Origin of the sequence: Gulosibacter massiliensis, from assembly GCF_900626105.1 — a bacterium.
In the GTDB taxonomy this organism is placed as follows: Bacteria; Actinomycetota; Actinomycetes; order Actinomycetales; family Microbacteriaceae; genus Gulosibacter; species Gulosibacter sediminis.
The window spans coordinates 1,189,426-1,214,065 of record NZ_UYZX01000001.1 but is presented as its reverse complement, the minus strand read 5'-3'; the positions used below and the strand labels follow the sequence as shown (position 1 = coordinate 1,214,065).

17 protein-coding genes, 1 tRNA gene and 1 pseudogene are annotated in these 24,640 nt (G+C 66.3%); 6 read left to right on the top strand and 13 right to left on the bottom strand.

The features are described 5' to 3' along the window. Window positions 1–36: 36 nt before the first annotated feature. From EJL01_RS05895 to EJL01_RS05885, 3 genes are read left to right on the top strand one after another with little or no spacing between them, the layout of a single operon-like run. Window positions 37–1,707 carry a thiamine pyrophosphate-dependent enzyme gene (locus EJL01_RS05895; RefSeq protein WP_125106662.1) on the top strand — a complete coding sequence of 557 codons (1,671 nt, stop codon included), beginning with the start codon at window positions 37–39 and terminating at the stop codon, window positions 1,705–1,707. Between the two features lie 9 nt (window positions 1,708–1,716). Next, window positions 1,717–3,378 (top strand): amidohydrolase, encoded by a 1,662-nt coding sequence (locus tag EJL01_RS05890; RefSeq protein ID WP_125106661.1) that lies wholly within the window; start codon window positions 1,717–1,719, stop codon window positions 3,376–3,378. Between the two features lie 25 nt (window positions 3,379–3,403). After that, complete coding sequence (locus EJL01_RS05885) at window positions 3,404–4,663, top strand: M20 family metallo-hydrolase (RefSeq protein WP_125106660.1); 1,260 nt, start codon at window positions 3,404–3,406, stop codon at window positions 4,661–4,663. Between the two features lie 141 nt (window positions 4,664–4,804). Here EJL01_RS05885 and EJL01_RS05880 read toward each other — a convergent pair whose 3' ends face one another. The 4 genes from EJL01_RS05880 to EJL01_RS05865 all read right to left on the bottom strand — a co-directional run bounded on the left by EJL01_RS05880 (window position 4,805) and on the right by EJL01_RS05865 (window position 8,264). Further along, window positions 4,805–5,935 (bottom strand): VIT1/CCC1 transporter family protein, encoded by a 1,131-nt coding sequence (locus EJL01_RS05880; RefSeq protein ID WP_125106659.1) that lies wholly within the window; start codon window positions 5,933–5,935, stop codon window positions 4,805–4,807. A gap of 14 nt (window positions 5,936–5,949) precedes the next feature. Continuing rightward, entirely contained in the window at window positions 5,950–7,056 is a 1,107-nt protein-coding gene (locus EJL01_RS05875) for a serine hydrolase domain-containing protein (protein WP_125106658.1), read from the bottom strand. Then, entirely contained in the window at window positions 7,034–7,639 is a 606-nt protein-coding gene (gene dcd / locus EJL01_RS05870; RefSeq protein WP_125106657.1) for a dCTP deaminase, read from the bottom strand. The genes EJL01_RS05875 and dcd overlap by 23 nt, the downstream gene beginning before the upstream one ends. A 118-nt stretch (window positions 7,640–7,757) precedes the next feature. Next, complete coding sequence (locus EJL01_RS05865; protein WP_125106656.1) at window positions 7,758–8,264, bottom strand: ferritin; 507 nt, start codon at window positions 8,262–8,264, stop codon at window positions 7,758–7,760. Window positions 8,265–8,410: 146 nt separating this feature from the next. On the opposite strand from EJL01_RS05865, the gene EJL01_RS05860 reads away from it, so the two are divergent. Then, window positions 8,411–8,484, top strand: a tRNA-Gly gene (locus EJL01_RS05860). Between the two features lie 375 nt (window positions 8,485–8,859). On the opposite strand, the gene EJL01_RS05855 is transcribed toward EJL01_RS05860, so the two are convergent. The 6 genes from EJL01_RS05855 to EJL01_RS05830 are packed head-to-tail and all read right to left on the bottom strand — an operon-like array spanning window position 8,860 to window position 18,783. Continuing rightward, window positions 8,860–12,048, bottom strand: coding sequence for a type I restriction endonuclease subunit R (locus EJL01_RS05855; protein ID WP_125106655.1), 3,189 nt, complete (start codon window positions 12,046–12,048; stop codon window positions 8,860–8,862). After that, window positions 12,045–13,238 carry a Fic family protein gene (locus tag EJL01_RS05850; protein ID WP_125106654.1) on the bottom strand — a complete coding sequence of 398 codons (1,194 nt, stop codon included), beginning with the start codon at window positions 13,236–13,238 and terminating at the stop codon, window positions 12,045–12,047. The genes EJL01_RS05855 and EJL01_RS05850 overlap by 4 nt, the downstream gene beginning before the upstream one ends. Before the next feature lie 50 nt (window positions 13,239–13,288). Next, window positions 13,289–14,080: a hypothetical protein gene (locus EJL01_RS05845; protein WP_125106653.1), complete on the bottom strand. Its 792-nt coding sequence runs from the start codon at window positions 14,078–14,080 to the stop codon at window positions 13,289–13,291. 2 nt (window positions 14,081–14,082) lie between these two features. Beyond that, the gene (locus tag EJL01_RS05840; RefSeq protein WP_125106652.1) at window positions 14,083–15,210 is read right to left on the bottom strand and encodes a restriction endonuclease subunit S; all 1,128 of its coding nucleotides are present in this window, start codon (window positions 15,208–15,210) and stop codon (window positions 14,083–14,085) included. After that, on the bottom strand, window positions 15,203–16,804 hold the full coding sequence (locus tag EJL01_RS05835) for a class I SAM-dependent DNA methyltransferase (protein ID WP_206427679.1): 1,602 nt from the start codon (window positions 16,802–16,804) through the stop codon (window positions 15,203–15,205). Before EJL01_RS05835 ends, EJL01_RS05840 begins: the two co-directional genes overlap by 8 nt. An 8-nt stretch (window positions 16,805–16,812) precedes the next feature. Then, on the bottom strand, window positions 16,813–18,783 hold the full coding sequence (locus tag EJL01_RS05830; RefSeq protein WP_125106651.1) for a hypothetical protein: 1,971 nt from the start codon (window positions 18,781–18,783) through the stop codon (window positions 16,813–16,815). Window positions 18,784–18,974: 191 nt separating this feature from the next. Here EJL01_RS05830 and EJL01_RS05825 point away from each other — a divergent pair, with 191 nt between their 5' ends. Further along, complete coding sequence (locus EJL01_RS05825; RefSeq protein WP_125106650.1) at window positions 18,975–20,201, top strand: DUF2130 domain-containing protein; 1,227 nt, start codon at window positions 18,975–18,977, stop codon at window positions 20,199–20,201. 70 nt (window positions 20,202–20,271) lie between these two features. Here EJL01_RS05825 and EJL01_RS05820 read toward each other — a convergent pair whose 3' ends face one another. The 3 genes and pseudogenes from EJL01_RS05820 to EJL01_RS05810 all read right to left on the bottom strand — a co-directional run. Beyond that, the gene (locus EJL01_RS05820) at window positions 20,272–20,889 is read right to left on the bottom strand and encodes a 3-oxo-tetronate 4-phosphate decarboxylase (protein WP_125106649.1); all 618 of its coding nucleotides are present in this window, start codon (window positions 20,887–20,889) and stop codon (window positions 20,272–20,274) included. Between the two features lie 30 nt (window positions 20,890–20,919). Continuing rightward, window positions 20,920–22,377, bottom strand: coding sequence for a GntP family permease (locus EJL01_RS05815; protein ID WP_125106648.1), 1,458 nt, complete (start codon window positions 22,375–22,377; stop codon window positions 20,920–20,922). Then, window positions 22,374–23,381 (bottom strand): annotated as a pseudogene (locus EJL01_RS05810) (ISL3 family transposase); the annotation flags it as partial. The gene EJL01_RS05815 and the pseudogene EJL01_RS05810, both read right to left, overlap by 4 nt. A gap of 59 nt (window positions 23,382–23,440) precedes the next feature. Between EJL01_RS05810 and EJL01_RS05805 the strand changes: the two are divergent. Next, window positions 23,441–24,615, top strand: a protein-coding gene (locus EJL01_RS05805) for an IS3 family transposase (RefSeq protein WP_241209084.1) whose coding sequence is annotated in 2 segments (ribosomal slippage) — window positions 23,441–23,720 and window positions 23,720–24,615 — 1,176 coding nt in all. Because the reading frame shifts where the segments join, the coding sequence is not laid out codon by codon here. Window positions 24,616–24,640: the final 25 nt, after the last annotated feature.

The following is a 24,640-nucleotide window of genomic DNA, read 5'->3' as shown; positions in this document are numbered from 1 at the left end:
CCACCCCACCCCACCCGAACATAGGAGTTCAACCTCATGCAGTCCGCCGGGCACCTCATGGTGCAGACACTGGAAGCCCACGGCGTCGAACGGGTCTACACCGTTCCGGGCGAAAGCTTCCTCGACATCCTCGACGGGCTGCATGACTCGAGCATCTCGACGGTGGTGTGCCGCCAGGAGGGCGGCGCCGGATTCATGGCGCTTGCCGAGGGTCGCCTCGGTAACGCCGACGGCGCCGTCCTGCCCGGCGTCGCGATGGTCACCCGAGGGCCGGGTGCCGCCAACGCGATGATCGCCGTGCACACGGCGTACCAGGATGCGACCGCGCTCGTGCTCTTCGTCGGCCTCGTGCCGATCCGCGACCGCAGCCGCGAATCCTTCCAAGAATTTTCGATCCACAGCTGGTTCGGCTCGACCGCGAAGCGTGTGCTCACGCTCGAGGATGCCGACCAGGCTGGCACGCTCGTCGCCGAAGCGATGCAGGTCGCCGCATCCGGCCGCCCAGGCCCCGTCGTCATCGGCGTACCTGAGGACGTGCTGCGCGAGTCGACCAGCGCCGAGGCGCCCGAGGTGCGACCGATCGCCGCACCCATCCCCGCCGAAACCGAGCTCGATGCGCTCGCCAAACGCCTGCGCGCCGCCTCGAAGCCGATGATCGTCGTCGGCGGCGACGGTTGGCACGGCGACGATGGCGCCCGTGTGCTCGCCTTCGCAGCGCGCGCCGGCGTTCCCGTGCTCGCGGACTTCCGCAGCTACGACGCCGTGCCGCACCACGGTGAGGATGCGCAGCGCGCCTGGGGCGGCATGCTCGGCTACGGCCGCGGCGCCTCGATGGCCGTCGCGCTCGACGAGGCCGACCTGCTCATCTGCATCGGTGCCACGCGTTCCGACGTCATGAGCGAGGGCTACACCGCGTCGATGGATGCCGAGACGGTCGTCGCGCTGCCCGACCCCTCGCTGCTGCAGCACGCCGGCCGACTCGACCAGCTCATCCTCGCCACCCCACACACCTTCGCGCAGGCGCTCGAGCGCCTCGACGGCGCCGACGTGCGCGGCTCGCGCGACGACACCTGGATGCTCGGCCGCGCCGACGCGCAGCGTCACTTCAGCACCGCGCCGACCGAGGCCGACCCCGAGGCGGGCCTCGACCTCGACGTCGCGTTCGGCGAGCTCGAGCGCGCCCTGCCCGCCGACCGCGCCGTCACCTACGGCGCCGGCAACGCGACGATCTGGGGCCACCGCTACCTCTCGCACGAGACTTCGGCGAGCCTCGTCGGCGCCCGCAACGGCGCGATGGGCCTCGCGGTGCCCGCGGCGATCGCCGCCGGCTTCCTGCGCCCCGACCGCCCCGCGGTCGCGGTGTGCGGCGACGGCGACTTCCTCATGAACGGCCAGGAGGTCGCGACCGCGGTGGCGAACCACCTGCCGGTGCTCTTCCTCGTCGTCGACAACTCGCGCTACGGCACGATCGTGCAGCACCAGGAGCGCGAGTACCCGGGCCGCGTCTCGGGCACCGACCTGCAGAACCCCGACTTCGGGGCCTGGATGCGCGCGTACGAGACCGACGCCGCGCCCGCGTTCGGCGCCCGGGTCACCTCGAACGAGGAGTTCAGCGCGGCGCTCGGCGAGGCGCTCGCCGCGCTCGAGCACGGCCCCGCGCTGCTGCACCTCGTGATTGACCGCAACACCATGCCGAAGAACGCCTAAGGAGTCGTCATGCAACTCGATCTGATTGTGTCCGCCAAGACGATCATCACCCTCGACGACACCCGCCCCGAAGCCACCCGCATGGGCGTCATCGGCGAGCGCATCGTCGGCTTCGACGAGGAGCTCGACGGCTGCACCCCCGCCCGCGAAGAGGACTTCGGCGACGCCGTGCTCGTGCCCGGTTTCATCGACGCCCACTGCCACACGACCTGGTGGGGACTCGGGCTCACGGCGATTCAACTCGATCAGGCGCGCGGCCTCGACGACCTGTACGAGCGCATCCGTGCCGAGGTGGCCCGGCTCGACGCCGCGGGCGCCGCGCCCGACGCGTGGGTGCACGGCACCGGCTTCAACCAGAAGCACCACGGCGGCGAGTTCCCCGACATCAAGGTGCTCGACGAGCTCACGGGCGACCGCCCGCTCTACCTCCGCCACACCTCGGGCCATGCCGCGATCACGAACACCGCGACGCTGCGCCTCGTCGGCGCGCTCGAGGACGGCTTCGAGAACCCGACCGGCGGCACGATCGTGCGGGACGACGCGGGCGCGCCGACCGGCCTCGTCGAGGAGGCAGCGCAGAGCCTGATTCAGTCGCTGCTGCTGCCGTACTCGAGCGAGGAGATCGCGGCGGCGCTCGATGCCGCGACCTCGCGCTACGCGGCCGAGGGCATCACGAGCTTCTGCGAGGCGGGCATCGGCGGCGGCTGGATCGGCCACAGCCCGATCGAGGCCTCGGGCTACGCGCTCGCGCGCCGCACCGGCCGCCTGCACGCCCGTGCGACACTCATGCCCGCGATCGACTCGCTCAGCGAGCTCTCGGCGAACTCGGCCGACTTCCGCGGCGAGGGCGCCGGCCTCGGCGTCAGCCTCGGCGTGCCCACCGGCTTCGGCGACGACTGGGTGCACTTCGGCCACGTCAAGGCGTTCATGGACGGCTCGCTGCTTGGCGGCACCGCCGCGGTGACCGAGTCGTTCTGCCTGCACAACCACGGCGGCGACAACAAGGGCTACCTGCTCAACTCGCCCGAGAAGTTCCGGGCGGATGTGCGGGCCGCGTACCGCGCCGGTTGGCCAATCGCGCTCCACGCGATCGGCGACGCCGCGATCGACCTCGCGCTCGACCTCATCGAGGAGTGCCAGACCGAGTACGGCGACAACGGCGCGAAGAACCGCGTCGAGCACTTCGGCGTCTCGCGCCCCGACCAGGTCGAGCGCGCCGGCCGCCTCGGCATCGTCGCGACGCCGCAGGCGAGCTTCACGATTCCGCTCGGCGACCAGGAGATGAAGATGGTCGGCCCCGACCGCGAGGGCTGGCTCTACCGCACGAAGAGCCTGCTCGACGCGGGCGTCGTCGTCGCCGGTTCGAGCGACCTCCCCGTCGCGATCAACAACGTGCGCGTCGCGCTGCAGTCGCTCGTCGACCGCACGACCGAGGCCGGTCAGTTGATGGGCCCGGATGAGGCCGTCGACGCCGAGACCGCGCTGCGCACCTACACGGTCGGCTCGGCCATTGGCACCGGCCAGCTCGCGAACAAGGGCACGCTGACCCGCGGCAAGCTCGCCGACTTCGTCGCTCTGAGCGACTCCCCGCTTACCGCGTCGCGCATCGACGAGCTCGACGTGATCGCCACCTTCATCGGCGGCACCGCCAGCTACGACTCGCGCGACTAACCACAACCCGCAAAGGAGACCCACCATGGCAACGAAGGACACCGCGGCAACCGCGTTCCTCGAAGACTTCCGTTCGATGAGCCGCAACGGCGCGACCCCGGGTGGCGGCGTCGACCGCCAGGCCGCGACCGTCGCCGACGGCCAGAACCGCAACTGGTTCCGCGGCCTCGTCGAGGGCTACGGCTTTGACGTGCGCTACGACGCCGTCGGCAACCAGTTCGCCCTGCTCGAGCTCGTGCCGGGTGCGCCGTACATCGCCGTCGGCTCGCACCTCGACTCGCAGCCGCTCGGCGGCAAGTTCGACGGCGCGTACGGCGTGCTCGCCGGCGCGCACGCCGCGAAGGCCGTCGCCGAGCTCGCCGCTGGCGCTGGCGAGTACGCGCCGAAGTTCAACCTCGCGGTGATCAACTGGTTCAACGAGGAGGGCTGCCGCTTCAAGCCCTCGATGATGGGCTCGTCGGTGTTCACCGGCAAGATCTCGGCCGAGCAGGTGCTCGAGACCACCGACCCGCACGGCGTCACGGTGCGCGAGGCACTCGAGGCGATCGGCACCATCGGCGACTTCTCGCTCGACGTCGCCGGCTACGTCGAGCTGCACATCGAGCAGGGCCGCAGCCTCGACGACGGGGGCATCAAGATCGGCCTCGTCGAGTCGACCTGGGGCGCGAACAAGTACGAGTTCACGGTGCAGGGCGAGCAGGCGCACACCGGCGCGACCGTCATCGCCGACCGTCGCGACGCGCTCTTCGCCGCCTCGTCGATGATCGTCGCGGCGCGCGATGTCGCCGACAAGTTCACCGATGACGACGGCATGGTGATCACCTCGTGCGGTGAGATCTCGGTGTTCCCGAACTCGCCCGTCGTCGTCGCGAGCGAGGTCAAGCTGCTCATCGACGTGCGCGCAACCGACGAGCAGCGCCTCGCTGATGCCGACGCCGAGCTGTTCCGCCGCTTCGCCGAGGTCGAGGAGCGCTCCAAGTGCGAGATCGTGCGCGGCGCCGAGCACATCTGGGGGTCGAAAGAGTACGACCGCCGAGGGCTCGAGCTCGCCGCATCCGCCGCCGACTCGCTCGGTCTGTCGAAGCAGGTCGCGCGCACCCTCGCCGGCCACGACTCGACAAACATGAAGGACGTCGTGCCGACGATCATGCTGTTCGTGCCGAGCGTCGACGGCATCACCCACAACGAGGCCGAGTACACGACCGACGAGGACATGGTCGACGGCGTGCGCCTGCTGACTGAGGTGCTCCGACGCGTCACCGGCGGCGAGTTCGTCGAGGCGTAGCGACGAATCTTGAGCGGCGGATGCCGTGGTCGGGCGCGTGCCTGTACCACCGCATCCGCCGCTGCAGTTTTCCACGATCGCTGCAGCCACAACCGCAGCGCTGTTAGAAAGCCGCACCAAGCGGCGAATCGGTCCTCGCGCCTAACCTCCGACGACGCCGCCGAAGGCGAGGCCGAGCAGGTAGGTCACGGCGGCCGCGCCGTAGCCGATGAGCAGCTGCCGCAGCGCGCGCTTCCACGGAGCCGCGCCCGACAGCACGCCGACGATGCCACCGGTGAGCAGCAACGCAATACCCACGATGCCGGCCGCGATCGCGATCGCAGGCAGGCCGTGCATGCCAAAAATCCACGGCAGCACCGGAATCACGGCGCCGCCAGCGAAGAACATGAAGCTCGACATGGCCGCCCCCATCGGGGTGCCGATCTCCTCATGCTCGTCGACCGATACCTCGGGCTCGACCTCGGCCGCGCTGCGCTCGGGTGTCTCGTCGGGGCCGAGGCCCGCGGCGACGCGGTGCACGATGAGCATCTCAGTCGCCTTGCGCTTCGCCTCATCGGGGTCGAGTCCGCGAGCGCGATAGACGAGCGCGAGCTCGTTCTCGTTCACGTCGAGCGCGGGAATCTTGCGGTCGGTGTCGGGGTTCGGGGTGGATGCGCGCAGCAGCTCGCGCTGGCTCGACACCGACACGTACTCGCCGGCCGCCATCGAGAGCGCGCCCGCGAGCAGGCCCGAAATACCGGTCGCGAGCACGTAGCCCGCGGGAACACCGGTCGCGCCGACGCCGAGCACGAGCGCGAGGTTCGAGACGAGGCCGTCGTTCGCGCCGAACACCGCCGCGCGGAACGTGCCGCTCATGCGCGCCCGCGAGCGCGTCGCGAGCGAGCGCACGACCTCGGCGTGAATCGCCTCGTCGGCATCCATCTGGTCAGTCGCGTCGGGGTCGTCGGCATAGGGCGAGCGCGTCTCGGCGTTCTGCATCAGCGCGAGCGTGAACACCGAGCCAAAGCTGCGGGCGAAGCCGGTCAGTAGCCGTGTGCCAAGGCCCGGCCGCACCTTCTTCTCGGCGTGCACGCCGAGCTTGTCACGCCAGTGCTGCTCGTGCCGCCCCTCGGCCTCCGAGAGCGCGAGCAGAATGCGGCGCTCTTCGCCCTGTCGACGTCTCGCGAGGGCGCGGTACGTCGCCGACTCAGCCCGCTCGTTGGCGAGGTAGCGCCGCCATCGGCGAATGTCGGCCGGCGACGGATCGGGGCGATTTGCGATGCGATCTGGCACGACGCAAGTTTACGTCAGGCCCCGTCTGCGCCCGCGAGCACCGCATCTTCGAGCCGCATGAGCCAGCGCCGGTTCGCGGGGAACGGCGAGAGGATGCCACTGAGGTAGACGAACGTGAGGTCGCGGTCGGGGTCGTGCCACGCCATCGACGCGTTCGAGCCATTGTGGCCGTAAGCCCTGGCGCTCGAGCGGCGGCCGAAGGCGGATGCGCGCATCAGGTCGGGCCCCGGGTGGCCGAGTTGGTACCCGTTACTCCACCACGTGTGCGAGCCGGCGTAGCGGTCGAACTCGCCTTCGTTGCTCGGAGTGAGCAGTTGCTGCACCGTGTCGACGCGCAGTCCGAGCGCGCGGCCGTCACGGCCCGGCGCCACCGACTCGAGCAGCGCCGCGAGGTCGTGCGCCTGCGTCCACACCCCGCCCGCGGGAATCGTCGCCCGGCGCACCCGCTCGCGGTTGAGCACGGCCGCTGTGACGCTCGCCGTCGGCTCGGTCGCGCGAAACGGCACGGCCCGCCAGCGTTGGGTGCGCGGCAGGTTCGCGAAGGTCGATTCGAGGCCGAGCGGCTCAAGGATGCGCTCCCGCAGCGGCGCCTGCAGCTCGCGTTCGCCCGTGGCCCCGAACGCGACTTCGGCGAGCATGAATCCCCACGCGAGCCACTCGTAGCTGGGCCGGCGCATCCTGGCGCCCGCGGGCATCCGAGTCGGCGTCGCCCTCGCGATGTTGCCGGTCGCGCGCCGCCAGTCGGTCATCGACACGACCTCGGCGAGGGTACCGCCGACGCGCGGCAGGCCCGAGCGGTGTTGCAGTACCTCGCGCACCGTGATGCGCGGTTTCTCGGATGCGCCGGGCGCCTCGGCCGCGAACGCGGGCCAATACGCGGCGACGGGTTCATCGACGTCGAGCAGGCCGTCGTCGTGGAGCGCCCAGATCAGCGTCGCGAGCCAGAGCTTCGACACCGAAAACGGCCAGAACAGGGCGTCCGCGCCGACGCCGAAGCGCGCATCCGCGAGAGTCTCGCCACCGCGCCGCACGAGCAACTGCGCCGGACCGCCGCGCCGGCGCGCGAGGGCGAGCGACTCGTCGAGCCAGGCAGGTGGGCTACTCGCCGCGCGAGCCCGCATCCGTCACCGAAACGTCGACCTGCGAGAAGTTCTGGAACGACCGCGACGCCGTCGGTCCGCGCTGCCCGAAGTACCGCGATTGGTACTCCTTCGAGCCATACGGCAGCTCGGCGGGAGAGGAGAGCTGGAAGAAGCAGAGCTGGCCGATCTTCATGCCGGGCCAGAGCTTGATCGGCAGCGTCGCGACGTTCGAGAGCTCGAGGGTGACGTGCCCCTGGAAGCCCGGGTCGATGAAGCCGGCGGTCGAGTGGGTGAGCAGGCCGAGTCGGCCGAGCGAGCTCTTGCCCTCGAGACGCGCCGCGACGTCGTCGCCGAGCGTCACCTGCTCGAACGTCGACGCGAGCACGAACTCGCCCGGATGCAGGATGAACGCCGCGTCGGGGTTGATCTCGACGAGGTGCGTGAGGTCGGGTTGCTCCTCGGCAGGGTCGATGTAGGGATAGTTGTGGTTGTTGAAGAGCCGGAAGTATCGGTCGAGGCGCACGTCGACGCTCGAGGGTTGCACCGCCTGGGGGTCCCAGGGGTCAAGGCCGATCTTGCCGGCGTCGATGCCGGCGCGGATGTCGCGGTCGCTGAGCAGCATCCCTCAAGCGTAGGCGACGCTCGCGGCGGTTCTTGACCGGGAAAGGTCGACACCCCCGCGCTGGTGCGAGCGCGAGGGTGCCGAGTTGAAGGGCGGGCTTGCGGGCCAGTCTTCGGGGTTATTCAGCGGCGACGACGTCGCGGTCGCCGAGCTGCTTGTCGAGGTCAAGGATGCCAGAGCCGTTGCCGTCGAGGAGCTCGAGGCGGCCGATGATCTCGCTCACGGTCGACTCCTCTTCGATCTGCTCGTCGAGGAACCAGTGCAGCAGCGGGCGCGAGTCGATGTCGCCCACCTCGTCGGCGATGCGGTAAAGGTTGCGGATCGACTCCGACACGAGCTCTTCGTGCGCGAGCGAGGCTTTGAAGGCGTCAAGCGGGTTGTCGACGGTCTTGCCCTCGAGCCCGATGCTCTGGATGACCGGGTGCGCGTCGCGGTCGAGCAGGTACTGCGTGAACTTCTGCGCGTGCTCGATCTCTTCTTCGGCCTGGGCCCAGAACCACTGCGCGAAACCGGTGAGGTCGATCGCCTCCATGTCGGCAGCAAGCTGACGATAAACGAGCGATGCGGTGTACTCGAGTCGAACCTGGTCGTTGATGGCGTCTGCGTACTTCTCGTCGATCTTCATGGCAGCAACGATATGGGCCCAAACTGGGATTCGCTAGCATGCTTAGCCTTGCCTCTAAATTGAATGAATCAATTTTGTGAGGTTCGCGCTGAATCGCCGCCGACGGGCCGAATGTTGCTAGAGTTGCACAGGCGCATTTGCGCTCCGGGGCTGTAGTTCAATGGTAGAACTTCTGCTTCCCAAGCAGACAGCGCGGGTTCGATTCCCGTCAGCCCCTCCACATATCCGGCCCTTGTGAACCCTGGCCCGGCTCCGCCGGCGCTCGCCGCGCGACGCGATGCGTCGCCCACCTGCGGCAAGCGGGGTTCGATTCCCGTCAGCCCCTCCACATATCCGGCCCTTGTGAACCCTGGCCCGGCTCCGCGGGCGCTCGCCGCGCGACGCGATGCGTCGCCCACCTGCGGCAAGCGGGGTTCGATTCCCGTCAGCCCCTCCACATATCCGGCCCTTGTGAACCCTGGCCCGGCTCCGCCGGCGCCCGCCGCGCGACGCGATGCGTCGCCCACCTGCGGCAAGCGGGGTTCGATTCCCGTCAGCCCCTCCACATATCCGGCCCTTCTCAACCCTGGCCCGGCTCCGCCGGCGCTCGCCGCGGTCAGGCCCCGTTCACGCGGTCGTTCGCGTACCGCGGGGCCATCGACTCCATCTGGTCCATGACCAGTTTGATCGCTTCGGGCTGCTTGTCCGGCGGGTACTTGTACTTCACGAGCAGTCGCTTGATCGACGATCGCAGTTTTGCGCGAACGTCGTCGCGCACGGTCCAGTCGGTGCGCACGTCGCGGCGCATGACTGACACGAGTTCGCGCGCGATCTGCGCAAGCACGTCTCCGCCCTGGACTTCGACGGCCGATTCGTTCGTGGCAACGGCGTCGTAGAACGCGAGTTCGTCGCTCGAAAGAGGTGGCGAGAACGTCGATCCGCGCGCGGCTTCGGCAGCCACGTCCTTTGCCAGCTCGATCAGCTCGGCGATGACCTCTGCAGATGTGAGCTGCTGGTTCGTGTAGCGGTTCATGACCTCGACGATCCGGTCTGAGAACGCCCGCTGCCGCACGAGGTTGCCGCGCGTCGCACGTGCCCCGGCATCCGTCAGAGACCTGCGGAGCGCCTCGATCGCGAGGTGCGCATTCGGCGCGGCCTGCGCCTTCGCGAGGAACTCAGGGCCAAGGTCGTCGAGCGCCAGCCGCGGCAGCCCGGCCGCATCGTAGATGTCGAGCACTTCACCGGGCGTGATCGAATCGGCGACGAGCCCGCCCAGCAGGCGTGAGATCTCCTCTGGAATCGGCTCGTCGCGCGACTGTCGTTCGGCGGCATCAAACTTCGCCATCCAGACGCGAACCTCTTCATAGAACGCGATCTCGTCGCGCAGTTCCGCAAGCCCCTCGCGACCCGATCCGAGGGCCCAGGCGCGCGCGAGTTGACCGGTCGCGGTGCGGTAACGCGCCGCGAGTCGCTCGGATTCGAGTTCAGGCGCATTCAGCGGATTGCTCGCATCTCGCAAGAAGTTCGTCGCGGTGGTCGCCGCCGTCCGCCACGCGCGCGAGCCGCCCGCGGCCGCGATCGCGCGCCAATTGCAGCCTGCGAGCATTTCACGAATCTGTGCGACGAGCTCAGTCGCAATCGCGACCGCTTCATCGACGTCACGGCCGATCGGCTTGTTCTCGCGGTCCGACACGGTGTACTCCGACAGCGCCGTCGCCAGGTTGTCGGCCAGCGGCGCATACGCGACGAGCAGGCCGTCCTGTTTGCCCTCAAACGTACGGTTCACCCGCGCGAGGGTCTGCATGAGCAGGGCACCCTTCAACGGCCGGTCGAGGTACAGCGTGTGCAACGGCGGCGCGTCGAACCCGGTCAGCATCATGTCCTTCACGATGACAAGCTCGAGTTCGTCGGTGGGGTTCTTCAGCCTTGCCTTGATCACCTTGTTCTCTGAGTCGCGCCGCACATGGTCGCTCACGGGCGGCTGATCCGAGGCCGACCCCGAGTAGACGACCTTGATGCGACCGGCATCGAGCGCATCGGAATGCCAGTCGGCCCGCAAAGCGACGATCTCGTCATAGAGCCGCGCACAAATTTCGCGAGTGCCGCCGACGATGAGCGCTTTGCCGGTCGTCGTGAGGAACGGCTTCATCCGCTCACGCCGTTCCTCCCAGTGCCGCACCAGGTCAGCGGCCAGCGTCTCGATGCGTTCGGGCGCACCGTAGACCGCGTTAACAACGGCGACGGATGCTTCGAGTCGCGCCCGCTCAGTGTCGTCCAGGCCGAGCGTGTACTCGTCGGCGGCGCGATCAATGTCTTCTTCGCTCACCTCATCGGTAAACGACACCTTGATGAGCCGCGGCTCGAAGTAGACAGGTACAGTTGCGCCGTCCTCGACTGCTCGGGTGAGGTCGTAGATGTCGATGTAGTCGCCGAACACGGCGCGGGTATCGCGTTCGGCGAACGAGATCGGCGTACCGGTGAACGCGATGAGCGTGGCGTTCGGCAACGCATCACGCAGGTGCCGCGCGTACCCGTCGAGATCGTCGTAGTGGCTGCGGTGCGCCTCGTCGACGACGACGATAACGTTGCGTCGATCGGTGAGCAGCGGATGCTGCGTGCCGGCCTGCTTCTCCGCCTCGGTCAGTCCGAACTTCTGCAGCGTCGTGAAGTAGATACCACCGGTGACGCGGTTGCGCAGCTCGTCGCGCAGCTGGGCGCGCTCGCGCACCTGCACCGGCTCATCGGGCAGCAGCAGGCTCTGATGGAACGTCTGGAATAACTGCCCGTCGAGTTCGGTGCGGTCGGTGACGACGACCACGGTGGGGTTCTTGAGTTTCGGATGCCGCGCGACGAGGTTCGTGTACAGCTCCATCTCCATCGACTTGCCCGAGCCCTGCGTGTGCCAGACGACGCCAGCCTTGCCGTTGGTCTCGACGGCCTGCACGGTCGAACCGACGGCCTTCGTCACCGCGAAGTACTGGTGGGGTTTGGCAATGCGCTTCGTGAGTCCGTCGGCGTTCTCGGCGAACGCGGTGAAGTTGCGCACGAGCTGCAGAAACCGCTCCTGGTTGAACAGCCCAATGAGTGCGTCGTCGATGGGCTCGACCGAAACCCCGCCTTCGACACGGGGTTGCTGCAGCGGTGCACCGTCGTCATCGACATTCCACGGTGCGAAGTGGTTGAGCGGTGTGAAGGGAGTGCCGTACTTGGCGTCGAGTCCATCGCTGGCCAGGGTCATGACGCAGAAACGGAATACCATCGGGAACTCCCGAAGGTATGTCTGCAGCTGGGCATGGGCAGGCGCAACGCCAGTCGACGCGGAGCCTGCGCGCTTCAGTTCGACGATAACGAGCGGCATCCCGTTGACAAACAACACGATGTCGAATCTGCGATGCAGATCCCCCTGGCGGAGCGTGAGCTGGTTGACTGCGAGCCAGTCGTTGTCTGCAGGTTCGGTGCCGAGCAGGCGCAGCCGGACGTTCTGCTCGATACCGTCAGCGTCGATGTAGCCGAGCGGATACCCGCCGACGAGGTACTGGTGGATCCGATGGTTCTCGGAAATCGCATCTTGCGATTTCGGAGCGGCGATCTCGGCCAGCGCCTGCTGCAGGTACTCGGCTGGTACACCGGGGTTGAGCCGGCGAAGCGCTTCAAGCAAACGCGGACGAATGAGGAGGTCACCCCACGTGTCGCGTTCCCCGGTACCCGGCGCGATCTGGTCGCCGCTCACGGGGCGCCAGCCGAGCGGCTCCGCCAGCGTGTCCAGCGCATCCCGCTCCCAGAGGTCTTCCGTTAGTGCACTCATCGTTCCTCGTTCCCCCGCGCTTCGTGTTCAAACTTGCTGCCGTCGGATACCGCGGCCCAGATCTCTGTGGCGATCCAACGCTCGCGGCCACCACGACCCCAGCGCCCCGCCGACACGAGCCACCCACGCGATTCGGCGCGCCGAAGCGCCGCCGACGCCGCGGGGCGACTGACCTCGGCATGGCGCATGACTGTTGCCACCGTGATGACTGGGTTGCGAAAGATGAGATCGATGACGGATGTCAGCGCCGAACGATCGTTGATCGTCTCCCTGCGGTAACGTTCGCGCACCTCAACGAGAGCACGGATGCGCGCCGCGGCCCGCTTCGCCTGCTGCTCGATGCCCTCGCAGAAGAACTGCACCCACTCTTCAATCTCGCCACGTTCGCGCACGGCCTGCAGACGGTCGTAGTACTGGTCACGGTTGCGCTCGAAGTAGTCCGAGATCGGAAGAATCGGAGCGCTAAGGACGTCGTCGGCGACGAGCATGAAACCAATCAATAGCCGTCCAATTCGCCCATTGCCATCGAGGAACGGATGGATCGTCTCGAACTGGTAGTGCATGAGTGCGGCACGCAGCACCACCGGCATCGTCGACGGCTCGTTCACGAACCGTTCCCAGTCTGCAAGCAGGTCGCCGATCTGTTCGTGATGCGGTGGAATAAAGCGTGCAGTCTCGGGTCGCGCGTTGGGTGAGCCGATCCAGACCGGTGAGCGCCGCAACTCACCAGGGAACTTCTCGTCGCCTCGCACATCCGCGAGGAGGGTCTCATGAAGCGCACAAATGAATCGCTGCGTCAGCGGCCACTTCTGCAGCAGCATTTGACCTTCTGCGGCCGCGTTGAGGTAGTTGTTCACCTCGCGGAGGTTCTCATCGTCGATCGGCTCGTCGGCATTCTCAGCGCTCAGCACATCACTAAGCGAGGCCTGTGTCCCCTCGATCCTTGAGCTTGCCAACGCTTCCTGCGCCATCGAGGGCCCAAGCAGCAGTTCGGGGTCATCAATCAGCATCGCCAGGCCGGAAAGCCTGCCCAGCGCGAGATCCGCGCGCGACACTGCAGCCAACGACTCCGGACTCAGGACGAGTTCCCGGGGGATATTGACCGGGAGGAAGTAGGGGTGTCGCCATGCGCCGACCGGGTTGGTGACGATCGTGCCGAATGCCGTGCTGATGTACTGCTCGGTGCGCATGTCTTTCCTTTCCAGAAGACCGCAAAGATGAAAGGTAAAGTGCGCTTAGCTTACTTCTTCGCGCCGGTTTGATAAGGCTTCGGATACTCGCTCGTCGAGTTGTTCGCTGGCTGTGTCGAACTGGACCAGATGTCTGCAGGCAAGCCGATGCCGCTTTCAAACGGGCTGATCCCGGTGAGGGCCCGTTCGAAGCGCATACGAGCCGACGTGTTTTTCTGATCGTCGGCTTGGCGTTTCTTAAGACTCGTCTTCCATGTTTCACGCTGCGCATACCGCGCGTGGTCGTGTTCTCGGAGCACTTGCCAAGGGTCTTGGCGGACAAGGTCGCTGTGGCCGGCGCGCCCAGCCGCCACGAGAACGTTGAACCGGTCGGCGCCGATCGAGGAGGCGTAGAGCGCTGCCACTTCTGCAACAATCATCACCGCGACGAATACGATGCCCCACCATCGCATCACGGGGTTATCAGTACTCGAGGCCAAGCCGAGGTACATCACGGCGGCGGCACCGGAAACCCCGACGAGGAACCACATTGGAACGGCGCCACCGATCCCAACACGACGCTTCGCCTCGTGCGCTTCGACCATGATGCGCGCCTCAGTAATGCGTGCGGCAAGCTGCGCGCGTTCAGCGTCCTCCACGGACTCATCGTGTTGCGCGAGCGCTTCGGCATACCGGGCACGCCAGTACTTCGGCGACGATGGAGAACCCTGCACGGTCGCGGATCGCCGGGACAACCAACCGGGTAGCTTATTCACCAGCCACACGACGATGCCCGTGACTACCAGCACGAAAGGCGTCCAAGACCCGAACGCCGGAGCGATCAGTTCGTTGAATGCATCCACCGTCACACCACCTCGCTGACGGCCTGTTCAGCCTCGCGGATGCGGAGCTTGCCGGACATCAGCTGCGGCAAAAGCGCGTCACGCATTGCGGCGAGGACAAGGTTCTCTGCTCGGGCGGAATCCTGGCTCGCGGTGAGAGCACGTAGCGTCGTACCAAGGCGCTCCGCCCGCTCGCGACTCGGAACTTGGATGCGAGCCCGACCGAGCTCGACTCCGCTCAGCTCGGTCTGCCCCGTGCTGCCCTCACCACGAGCTTCGATTTCGGCTTCGATCGCCAGTATCGCCTGTCCAATGACCGCAGTATCGCTCACGTTGGGATCGGGCCTGACAATCGTGATGTGAGAATCAACAGTCGCCACCTCTTGGACGGTCCACCGCGCGACGCGCCCCAGAGTACCTTGGCCTGTGGAGTTGACCAGCACGTCGTCCACAGCAACGAGCTTCTCCCGCTTCACCTTCGAATCATCTGTCCACCTGGATGGCTCAAGCGACACCAGCTGATCACGGACACATTTTTGATTCAGCACGCGTGTACCTTCACCGTCTGGCACATACCGCGGAGTGATCCCCCTCGCGATCGCAGTTGATGCTTCGGCGACCGTAAATTCGAGGGCTCCATCCGACAGTGCCGAGCGATACTCCAGTTTTGCGGCGAACGCTGCGGTCGAAGTCAGAGCAGTGTTGGCGGCGATCTTGTCGTCGAGAGCGCCCAGCACCTCGGCGATCGCCTGCTGCTCGGGGAGGGGCGGGATCGAGACAGCAATGGCGCCAAACGACTCGCGCGTCGTCGACGGAATCGCGGAGCCCGAATCCAGACCGTTGATATCCGCTAGTTGAAGCCGGTAATAGGCCCACCTCATATCCATCACCTGTTTCGGCGCGAGATAGAACGCGGTGTCGATTACCCAGAAGGGACCCTCACTGTAGTGGACGCCTCGGTATGCCCCCTTTCGACCGATGATGACGCCTGGGCCGTTGGTCTGAGGAGTATCAGTGAAGCCCACGGGCCCGTTCGTTCCGAAAACAGGAACGTCGCCGCCAGTCTCGCGATAGCCCCGCAACGCTTTCCCGTAGCGAAGGTCGGACACGGCGCCCCACGTGGTAACTTCCCATCCACCGTGATCAGACATCGACCCTCCCCAGCTGCTCGCGCACGACGTCGGCCAGCCGAGCCGACTCGGCGAACTGCGCCTCGAGCTCTCCGCGCAGGCGGGCGAGCTTCTCTTCGATGGGCTCGCCGTCGTCTTCGATCTCGGGCGCACCAACATAGCGACCCGGCGTCAGCGCGTAGTCGGCGGCCTTGATCTCGGCGAGCGTTGCCGAATACGCGAAGCCGGGCACATCCTCGTAGGGGTCGCCTTCCTGGCGGAGCCAGGAGTGATACGTCTCAGCAATCTTCGCGATGTCGTCGTCAGAGAGTGCACGCTCGGCGCGATCGACCATGTGGCCGAGGTTTCGGCCATCGAGGAACAGCACCTCGCCAGCTCGTTTGCCCTTATCCTTCGCGAAGAACCACACGCACACCGGAATCCCGGTCGAGCGGAAGAGCTGCGTCGGCAGCGCCACCATGCACGACACCAGGTCGGCCTCGACGATCTCGGCCCGGATCTTGCCCTCACCACCCGAGTTCGACGACATCGAACCGTTGGCCATGACGACGCCAGCCTGCCCGCCCGGGGCGAGCTTCGACAGGATGTGCTGGATCCACGCGTAGTTCGCGTTTCCAGCCGGCGGCACACCGAAGCGCCAGCGTGGATCGGACTCGCTGCGCGCCCAGTCCTTGATGTTGAACGGCGGGTTCGCCATCACAAAGTCCGCTTGCAGGTCGGGGTGCAAATCACGGGCGAACGTGTCGCCCCACCGCGGGCCCAGGTTGCCGGAGAGTCCGTGGATGGCGAGGTTCATCTTCGCCATACGCCACGTGCGTTCGTTCAGCTCCTGGCCATAGACCGAGATATCGGAGCCCTCACCGTGGTTCGCGTCAATGAACTTCTCGGCCTGCACGAACATGCCGCCCGACCCGCACGCCGGGTCGTACACGCGCCCGTGTGTCGGCTGCAGCACCTCGACCAGCACCCGCACGACCCCTGCCGGCGTATAGAACTCTCCGCCCCGCTTGCCCTCGGCCGCGGCAAACTTCTCGAGGAAGTACTCGTACACCTCGCCCAGCAGATCGCGTGCGCGGCGCCCGTCCGTTCCTCCCTGCCCCTGTGCCGTGAATCGCGCAGAGTTGAACAGGTCGATCAGCTCGCCGAGCCGCCGCTGGTCGACATTGTCGCGATTGAAAATGCGCGGCAGCGTGCCAGCCAGCTGCGGGTTGGCCTGCATGACCGCATCCATCGCCTCATCGATGAGCGCACCGATCGACTTCTCTGGGCCGTCCATCGACGGCCTCAGGCCCTTTGCGTTTTCCGCGAGGAACGACCAGCGTGCGTTTGCCGGCACCCAGAACACACCCCGCCCCGTGTACTCATCGGTGTCGTCGATAAGCTCGGCGATCTGGTCGTCGTCGTACCCGTCGGCGGTGAGCTCGGTGCGGATGCCGGCACGCCGCTCATCGAACGCATCCGACACGTACTTCAAGAACACGAGCCCAAGGATGACGTCTTTGTATTGTGACGCGTCCATTGAGCCGCGCAGCTTGTCGGCGGCTTTCCAGAGCGTGTCTTTCAGCTCTTTCATTGTCGACGGCGCCGGTGCGGCACCCTTCCGTGTCCGGGGCATGCAGTTCCTTACTTCAAGGCGGATGCTGTGGCATCCGATTCGGTCAGAGTGACGGTGCCGGCGGCCACGGCCGTCGTCAGCGTATCGATGTAATGGTCTAGGTGAGCCACGCGGTCCATGAGTGCCGCCCGCACGTCTGCGGACTCGGAGAGTGCACGCCGGAGGGGAGCGATGGCCGACGGCGCGACTCGGCGCAGCATCCACCGTTCCCACGCGCCCGGCCCGCCGGCCTGGGCGGAAATGTCGGCTGCGATGAGTTCAGGGACAAGCCCGCCCGAATCTGCCGGGGTGATCCGCAGCACGCGTGCGGGGTACGCGACAACCTTTGAGCCGTCGGTGTCAACCCACGCCGCGGCGGTAGGGCTCGTGCGGAAGACCACGTCACCGGGTCGAGTTAGCTGAGCGGAGGGGTGTTGCGTCGCGAACGCGAGCTGGTCGACGCGGGTACGGCCGATCGACGCGGGCTCGTCGAGGTCAGCTGCCGTCACGACGACCAGTCCTTCCGAACCCAACAGGTCGGCGTCAAGGCGCGTGCCCTGTACCCGCCGCAGGTGTCCAGCCGCGATCAGCTCCGATACCGACGCCGCTGCCGGGGCGTCGTGCCGCTTCGGCGATACTTCGAATGGGGTGAGGTCGGAACGGACGGCCTCTCCCGCCATGTCGAGCAACGCGGGGAGCGCCCTCACGTTCGCACTGGACGGCCGTCCTCCCCGTTTCGCCGACGCCACCAGCGAGCCGCTGCTTGCCTGCAGTGAAGACGTGGCCACGAACTTCGCGAACCGGAAATGATGCGCACGAAGATCTCGGCGACCGCCCATGGCCGCCATCAGGTCTGAGACCAGGTCGGCGCGCGTCGCCGCGGTGAGTTGCGCATCGCTGAGATCGGCGACGGCAGTGGCCCGCTGCGCGGGTGGCACTTCGCCTGCCGGCTGCCCAAGCATCCACATCGCGAGAGACTCGCGGATCGCGCTGTCGACCAGGCCGGTCGTCAGTCGCGCGATTCCTCGTACCTGACCGGAGCGAAGGATGTCTGCGCGCACCAACTCATCGTCGGGCGTCAACGGGTCGACAAGTGCCCGCGCGGGGCCGATCACAACCGCCGCATCGGCGGGCCGCAACGACAAGGAGACCTCGTCGACTGCCTGCAAGATCGCGGCCACGTCTTCGCCTCGGTTTGACGGAACGCGAGCGACCACGACGGAACGAGTCGCCGGGTCAGCTCCGTCGCCGACCCAGTGCCCTTCGACCAGCAGCTGGCGCCGGACGCGGCGGGCCTCCACATCGGACGGCAGAACGGTACTCACCTCGTCGCCGAGTTTGTTTGCGATCGCCAACGATAGCGCGGCGTCATCTGCGTCCAGCACCACAGTGGTGTCGTTGCCCGTGAGGGCGAGCGTGGCATCGACGACCAATGCGGTGACTTCTGCGACCAACTTTCCCGCCGAACCAATCGCACGGTTCGATGCCGCATGGCGTCGGGCGACAAGTGCCAGCGCAGCGGACGGCGAGTACGCAGCGTCAACAAGACGCGCTGCGTAGGCGAGCCAGGGCGCGCCCCGACCGACGTGTGCAGCGATCTCGCGATGAAACATGCGGTCGGATGGGTCGAACTCGGCTGCTGCGTCATTGAGCTGTGCGTGCGTGAGTTCACTGAGACTGTCGGTCTGCGCATACATGGCGATCAGCGCCTCCAGTTCAGCGACCGCACTCGCGTCGGCAAAGGAGAATCCCGCAGGAGTTGCTGCCGCGGCAGCATCCTCACGTGCATCCGGGTTGTTGCCATGCTCAGTGCGCACAAGCCAGTCAGCCACCTCGTCTGCGTTGAAGCTAGGTCGGCCGATCTCGTCCGTGACCGCATTCGGAAATGGATCCTGAGTGGCCGCGAACCGTGCCCGCCACGTCGAGACCACGGGGCGCTGCACTCTGGCCAGCCGGGCGACACCGGCCAGGTCGATCAGGAGTGAGGGCGCTGTGGACATGAGTCAAACGTACTTCAAGAATCTAACTTGGTAGATGCACTCACTGATAAGAGGGCTTATCAGCAGTCTCAATGAAGTTCGCCCAATTTTGGTCCACGATCGGTTCAACGACACCACGTCGTTATCACGGGCAGAGCGTTGCTGATTTGCCCCGCCCGTGGGATCCACTTCCGCACCCTTTGGAGTAGCTCATGACCCACGCCACGCCGATCACCGCCCTCAACGAAATCAAGTGCCCCCACTGCGGGACCCCCTTCACGATCGACAAGGCGCAGTACGCCGACATCGTGCAGCAGGTGCGCAGCACAGAGTTCGAACACGAGCTTCATGCGCGCCTCGCCGCAGCGGACAAGACCAAGGAGTCTGAGATCGCGCTCGCCGTAGCTAAGGAAGCTCAGCAGGCACAGAAGGCCAGCGCCGCGAAGGACACCGAGATCCAGCACCTGAAGTCCGAGCTGAAGTCGGCGGCGACCGCCCAGGAGCTTGCGGTCGCAAAGGCAGTCTCGGCTGCGGAGAAGAGCCTCGAGAAGGCGAAGAACACGCTGGCTCTTCAGTCCGCCGAGCAGAAGGTCAAGGACGCCGCGCTCAAGGAGTCGCACACCAGGGAGCTCGCCCTGAAGGATGAACTCATCGACCGGTATAAGGACATGAAGGCGAAGCTGTCGGTGAAGCTCCTCGGGGAGACCCTCGAGCAGCACTGCGAGACCGAGTTCAATCGCATGCGCTCCCTCGCTTTCCCCAACGCGACGTTCGGGAAGGACAACGACGCATCCGCTGGCACGAAGGGCGACTACGTCTTCCGGGACTTCAGCGACGACGAGGTGGAGTACGTCTCGATCATGTTCGAGATGAAGAACGAGTCTGACGCCACTGCAACTAAGAAGAAGAACAGCGATTTCTTCGCCAAGCTCGACAAGGACCGCAACGACAAGGGTTGCGAGTATGCGGTGCTCGTCTCGATGCTCGAAGAAGACTCAGACCTCTACGCCGGCATCACCGACGTCTCTCACGAGTATCCGAAGATGTTCGTCGTGCGACCGCAGTTCTTCCTCGCGATTATCGCCCTGCTGCGCAATGCCGCGCAAGACACCATCGCGGTCAAGGACGAGCTCGAACAGGTTAAGAAGCAGAACATCGACATCACGGACTTTGAGTCGGAGCTCGAGGGCTTCAAATCGGCGTTCGGCCGCAACTACCAGCTTGCCAAGGGCAAGTTCGATAGCGCGATCAAGGAAATCGACAATGCGATCGCACGGCTCCAAAAGGTCAAGGACAACCTGCTCGGCTCGGAGAACAACCTCCGACTCGCGAACGACAAGGCGACAGCGCTCACGGTCAAGAAGTTGACCAGGGGCAACCCGACCATGGCGGCCAAGTTCGCCGAGCTGGGTGCGGCCCACGAGAACGACCCCGAATAGCAGTTTTCGGTGGGAGCCCTCCACGAGTGCGGACTCCCACCGCAAAACGCTGAAACCCTCCAGCCCAGCGCTAAAGCAGCGCCTCGATATCGCCCGCCCCGAGCACGTTTGGCTCGCGATCGCGCAGCAGCAGCGCAAGCCGCGCCGTCTCCTCGAGCTCCTCGGCGGCCGCGACGGCGGCAGCGAGCGTCGCCCCGGCCACGAGCGAACCGTGGTGCGCGAGAATCACCGCCGGCGCGCGCGCGGCCGCCTCGCGGATCTCGGCCACCGCATCCGTCGTGCCGGGCTTGAAGTACGGCACGACGGGCACGTCGCGACCGACGCGCATCACGAAGTACGGCGTCAGCGGCGGGATGAGCGGCTCGCCCTCGCGCCAGAGGCAGCTCAGCGCCGTGACGTAGGTCGAGTGGAGGTGCACGATCGCACGGGCGTCGGGGCGCGCCTCGTACATCGCCTGGTGCATCGGCACCTCCTTGCTCGGCTTGCCACCGCCGATGTGCCGAAACTCGCCATCAAGCTCCGAGAGCTCGCTGACGTCGAGGCGCCCGAGCGAGGAGTTCGTCGGGGTCATGAGCAGCCCCTCGTCGACTCGCACGCTGAGGTTGCCGGCGGTGCCAACCGAGTACCCGCGGTTGAAGAGGCTCGCGCCAAACTCTACGAGCTGCTGGCGAGTTTCGTGATTACGCAATCGAGGTTTCCTTATCTGCGGCGAGCGCGGTTACACAAAGATGTCGGCGACGAGCAGCGAGACGAGGCAGGTCGCCCACGCGATCGTCGTCGGCACCGACCAGGTCAACAGCTGGTGCTTGACCTCCTTGACGCCAAGCATGCGGTTGACGACCCAGAAGAGCGAGTCGTTGAAGTAGCTGAACACCATCGCGCCGAGACACGCGGCCTGCGCGGCGAGCGCGAGATTCACATCGGGCATCGTCGCGAGAATCGGCGCCGAAAGCGAGGCCGAGGTGATGATTGAGACGGTGCCGCTGCCCTGCACAAGGCGCACGGCAGAGGCAATGACGAACGGAATCAGGATCGCCGGCAGCGGCAGCTGCGAGACGAACTCGCCGAGCGCGTCGCCCACGCCGCTGTCGCGGAGCACCTGGCCGAGCGCGCCACCGGCACCGGTGACGAGCAGGATGATGCCGGCCTGGTCGATGCCCTTCTCCATGGTCGCGAGGGTGGTCTGGCGCTTCTGCCCGATGGTGAGGCCGTAGATGGCCGCGATGACGCCAATGCCAACGGCGATGACCGGGTTCCCGACGAAGGATGCGACGCCAACGAGCCACTCGGGCAGCACGCCGGGCGCGCTGGTTGCGACCGCGTTGATGCCGGTGTTCGCAAAGATGAGCACGATGGGCAGCAGAATCGGCAACATCGACATGAACAGCGACGGCAGCTCCTTCTCGCGCTCCTCGGCGAGGCTGTTGAACTCGCTGACCGCCTCGCTGGCGCTGAGCTTCGTGCCGGTGTCGACCTCGATCATCTTCTCGATCTTCGGGCCCATGTACTTTGCGTAGAGCGTCACGGTGAAGATCGCGGGGATCGTGAGGATCACGCCGTAGAGGATCATCTCGCCGATGTTCACGTCGAAGATGCCGGCCGCCCCGAGCGGGCCCGGCGTCGGTGGCACGGCGTGGTGGGTGAGCACGAGGCCGCCGGCGAGGGCGATGCCGAGCGTGAGCACCGAGCGGCCCGCGCTGCGCGAGAGCGCCTTCACGAGCGGGTTCAAGATGACGAACGCGCTGTCGACGAAGATCGGGATCGACACGATGTAGCCGGCGACCGCGAGCGCCCACTCCTCCTTGCGCTTGCCGAGCCAGCGCAGCAGGGTAATCGCAAGCTTCTCGGCCGCGCCGGACGCCTCGAGAATGGCGCCCATCATGACGCCGAAACCGACCACGAAACCGATCGTGGCGAGCGTCGAGCCGAAACCGGAAGAAATCGATCCGACGGTGTCTTCGGGCGACATGCCCGCCGACAGGCCGGCGATCGACGCGGCGATGACGAGGGCGAGCAGCGCGTGAATCTTCGTGCGCAGCACGAGGAAGATGAGGACAGCGATGGCGACGGCAAGGCCGACGAAGGCCCACGGGCCGACCGTCACGGCGCCCTCCGCTTCGGCGGCAACGAGCGCGGCCGACCGCGAGACGCCGAGCGCGTCAATGAGGCTCTTCACGAATGAGGGTGTAGCGCGGGTCTGAAGCCTCCGGCTTCGAGCAGCGATCTCGCGATGTAGTGGGTGAGGTTGCGGAAGCCGAGGGCGGAGCCGCGGAGGTGCTCGAGCCGGCCGTTGATCGCCTCCGTCGGCCCGTTGCTTGTGCCGGGCCGGTCGAAGAAGGCAAGGATGTCGGCGGCGCGTTGCTTCATGGTGCGGCCGAGCTTGCGGATCTCGATGAGCGCGGCGGGGACGCCGGTGGTAATCGCGGCGATCACGTCCTGCATCATGGCCTTGGCCTTCTTCTTGTCTGGTTCGCGGTAGGCGGCGACTATGCGCTGGTAGATGCCCCAGGTCGCTTCGACCTCGACATGCTCCTCACTCGCGAACACCGTGTCCAGTCGGATCTTCTGCTTGTCGGTGAGCAGGTCCGCGCCGGTGTGGAGGGTGCGACGGGCCTTATAGAGCGGATCGCCCTTGAGTCCGCGGTGCCCGGTGGTGTTCTGCTGGACGCGGCGCCGGCAGACATCCAGCGCGTCACCGGCTAAGCGGACTACATGAAGTGGATCCATGACGGGGATGGCGTCGGGGAGTTCTTCGGCGGCGGCTGTTTTGAACCCGGCGAACCCGTCCATCGCGACCACCTCGATCCGCTTCGACCACTCCTTCGGGCGTGCGGCGAGCCACTGCTTGAACACGGTCTTCGAGCGCCCCTCGACCATGTCCAGCAGCCGTGCGGGGCCCGTCTTGTTGCGGGCCGGAGTGAGGTCGATGATCACGGTCACGTACTTGTCGCCGAATCTGGTGTGACGCCAGACGTGCTCGTCGACACCGATCGTGGTCACCCCGTCGAACCTGCCCGGGACGTCGATCAGCCGCCGCTTGCCTTCAGCGAGGACGGCGGCGTTCGCAGCACTCCAGGACACCCCGAGACCGGCGGCGACGCGGGACACCGTGAGATGGTCGACGACGATTCCCCGCAGCGCCACCCCACGCCGCCACGGGAGATGGGTCTGCTGAAGCTTTGGTTGACTCCAAGACCGCATGATTCCTGAGAGGGCGTCGTGCTGAAAGGATGGCAACCATGCCGAAGATCACCTACACCGACGAGTTCAAGCGCGACGCGGTCGCGTTGGTCGAGTCGGGTATCCCTCAAAAGCAGGTCGTCAAGGACCTCGGAGTGGCGAAAACCACGCTGCAGGCATGGCTCCGTGACGCGAGGTTCAAGTCCCATGGGATGACCCCGACCACCGATCCAGAGGCGCGCAAGGACATGTCGCAGGCACTGCGTCGGATCCGGGAGTTGGAGATGGAAAACGAGGTGCTACGGCGCGCGGCGGCGTATCTGTCGCAGGCTCACATCACGCCCCCAAAATGATCTATCCGCTCGTGAAGGAGATGGCCGCGGTCGGTGCCCGGGTGAGGGTGCCGGTGGCGGTCGCGTGCCGGATACTGGGATTCTCCAAACAGGGCTACTACAAGTGGCTCAAGCAACCGGTGTCAGCCCGTGAGGCCGAGGAGCAAGAGCTCATCTCGGTGTTGCATCAGCTTCACAACGACGACCCGGAGGGCGGCTACCGGGTGCTGGCAGACGACCTCGCTGAGTTGGGCTACGAGTTGTCCGAGCGCAGAGTGTGGCGGTTGTGCCGGGTCGCCGGCATCCAATCGGTGTTCACCACGCGGAAGACTCGCTACAAGAAGGCCGGCGCGCCGGTTCACGATGACCTGGTCAACAGGCAGTTCAGCGCCGACGGCCCCAACGAGCTATGGCTGACCGACATCACCGAGCACCGCACCCGCGAGGGCAAGGTCTACCTGTGTGCGATCAAGGACGTGTTCTCCAACCGGATCGTCGGCTACTCGATCGATTCACGGATGAAGGCCCGGATCGCCGTCAACGCGCTCGAGATGGCAGTGGCCCACCGAGGCCGGCCCGCTGGGGTGATCGTCCATTCCGATAGAGGGTCCCAATTCCGGTCGCGCCGCTTCCGCAAAGCGCTGAAGCGCCACAGGCTACGTGGCTCGATGGGCAGGGTCGGGGCATGTGGCGATAACGCCGCGATGGAGTCGTTCTTCGCGCTCCTGCAGAAGAACGTCCTCGACCGTCGATCCTGGGGCACACGAGAGGAACTGCGCCTGGCCATCGTGTCCTGGATCGAGGGCAAGTACCACCGCAAACGCCGTCAACGCCGACTCGGGAAACTCACCCCCATCGAGTTCGAACTCATCATGAACCCAGCCGCTACACTGGCGGCATAAACCCGGAGGTCAACCAAACCTTCAG

What these genes read in the sequence shown, in the direction of transcription:
- EJL01_RS05895 (WP_125106662.1), top strand. Translation starts at nt 37, where the DNA reads ATGCAGTCCGCCGGGCACCTCATGGTGCAGACACTGGAAGCCCACGGC.
- EJL01_RS05890 (WP_125106661.1), top strand. Translation starts at nt 1,717, where the DNA reads ATGCAACTCGATCTGATTGTGTCCGCCAAGACGATCATCACCCTCGAC.
- EJL01_RS05885 (WP_125106660.1), top strand. Translation starts at nt 3,404, where the DNA reads ATGGCAACGAAGGACACCGCGGCAACCGCGTTCCTCGAAGACTTCCGT.
- EJL01_RS05875 (WP_125106658.1), bottom strand. Translation starts at nt 7,056, where the DNA reads ATGCGGGCTCGCGCGGCGAGTAGCCCACCTGCCTGGCTCGACGAGTCG.
- dcd (WP_125106657.1), bottom strand. Translation starts at nt 7,639, where the DNA reads ATGCTGCTCAGCGACCGCGACATCCGCGCCGGCATCGACGCCGGCAAG.
- EJL01_RS05865 (WP_125106656.1), bottom strand. Translation starts at nt 8,264, where the DNA reads ATGAAGATCGACGAGAAGTACGCAGACGCCATCAACGACCAGGTTCGA.
- EJL01_RS05855 (WP_125106655.1), bottom strand. Translation starts at nt 12,048, where the DNA reads ATGAGTGCACTAACGGAAGACCTCTGGGAGCGGGATGCGCTGGACACG.
- EJL01_RS05850 (WP_125106654.1), bottom strand. Translation starts at nt 13,238, where the DNA reads ATGCGCACCGAGCAGTACATCAGCACGGCATTCGGCACGATCGTCACC.
- EJL01_RS05840 (WP_125106652.1), bottom strand. Translation starts at nt 15,210, where the DNA reads ATGTCTGATCACGGTGGATGGGAAGTTACCACGTGGGGCGCCGTGTCC.
- EJL01_RS05835 (WP_206427679.1), bottom strand. Translation starts at nt 16,804, where the DNA reads ATGCCCCGGACACGGAAGGGTGCCGCACCGGCGCCGTCGACAATGAAA.
- EJL01_RS05830 (WP_125106651.1), bottom strand. Translation starts at nt 18,783, where the DNA reads ATGTCCACAGCGCCCTCACTCCTGATCGACCTGGCCGGTGTCGCCCGG.
- EJL01_RS05825 (WP_125106650.1), top strand. Translation starts at nt 18,975, where the DNA reads ATGACCCACGCCACGCCGATCACCGCCCTCAACGAAATCAAGTGCCCC.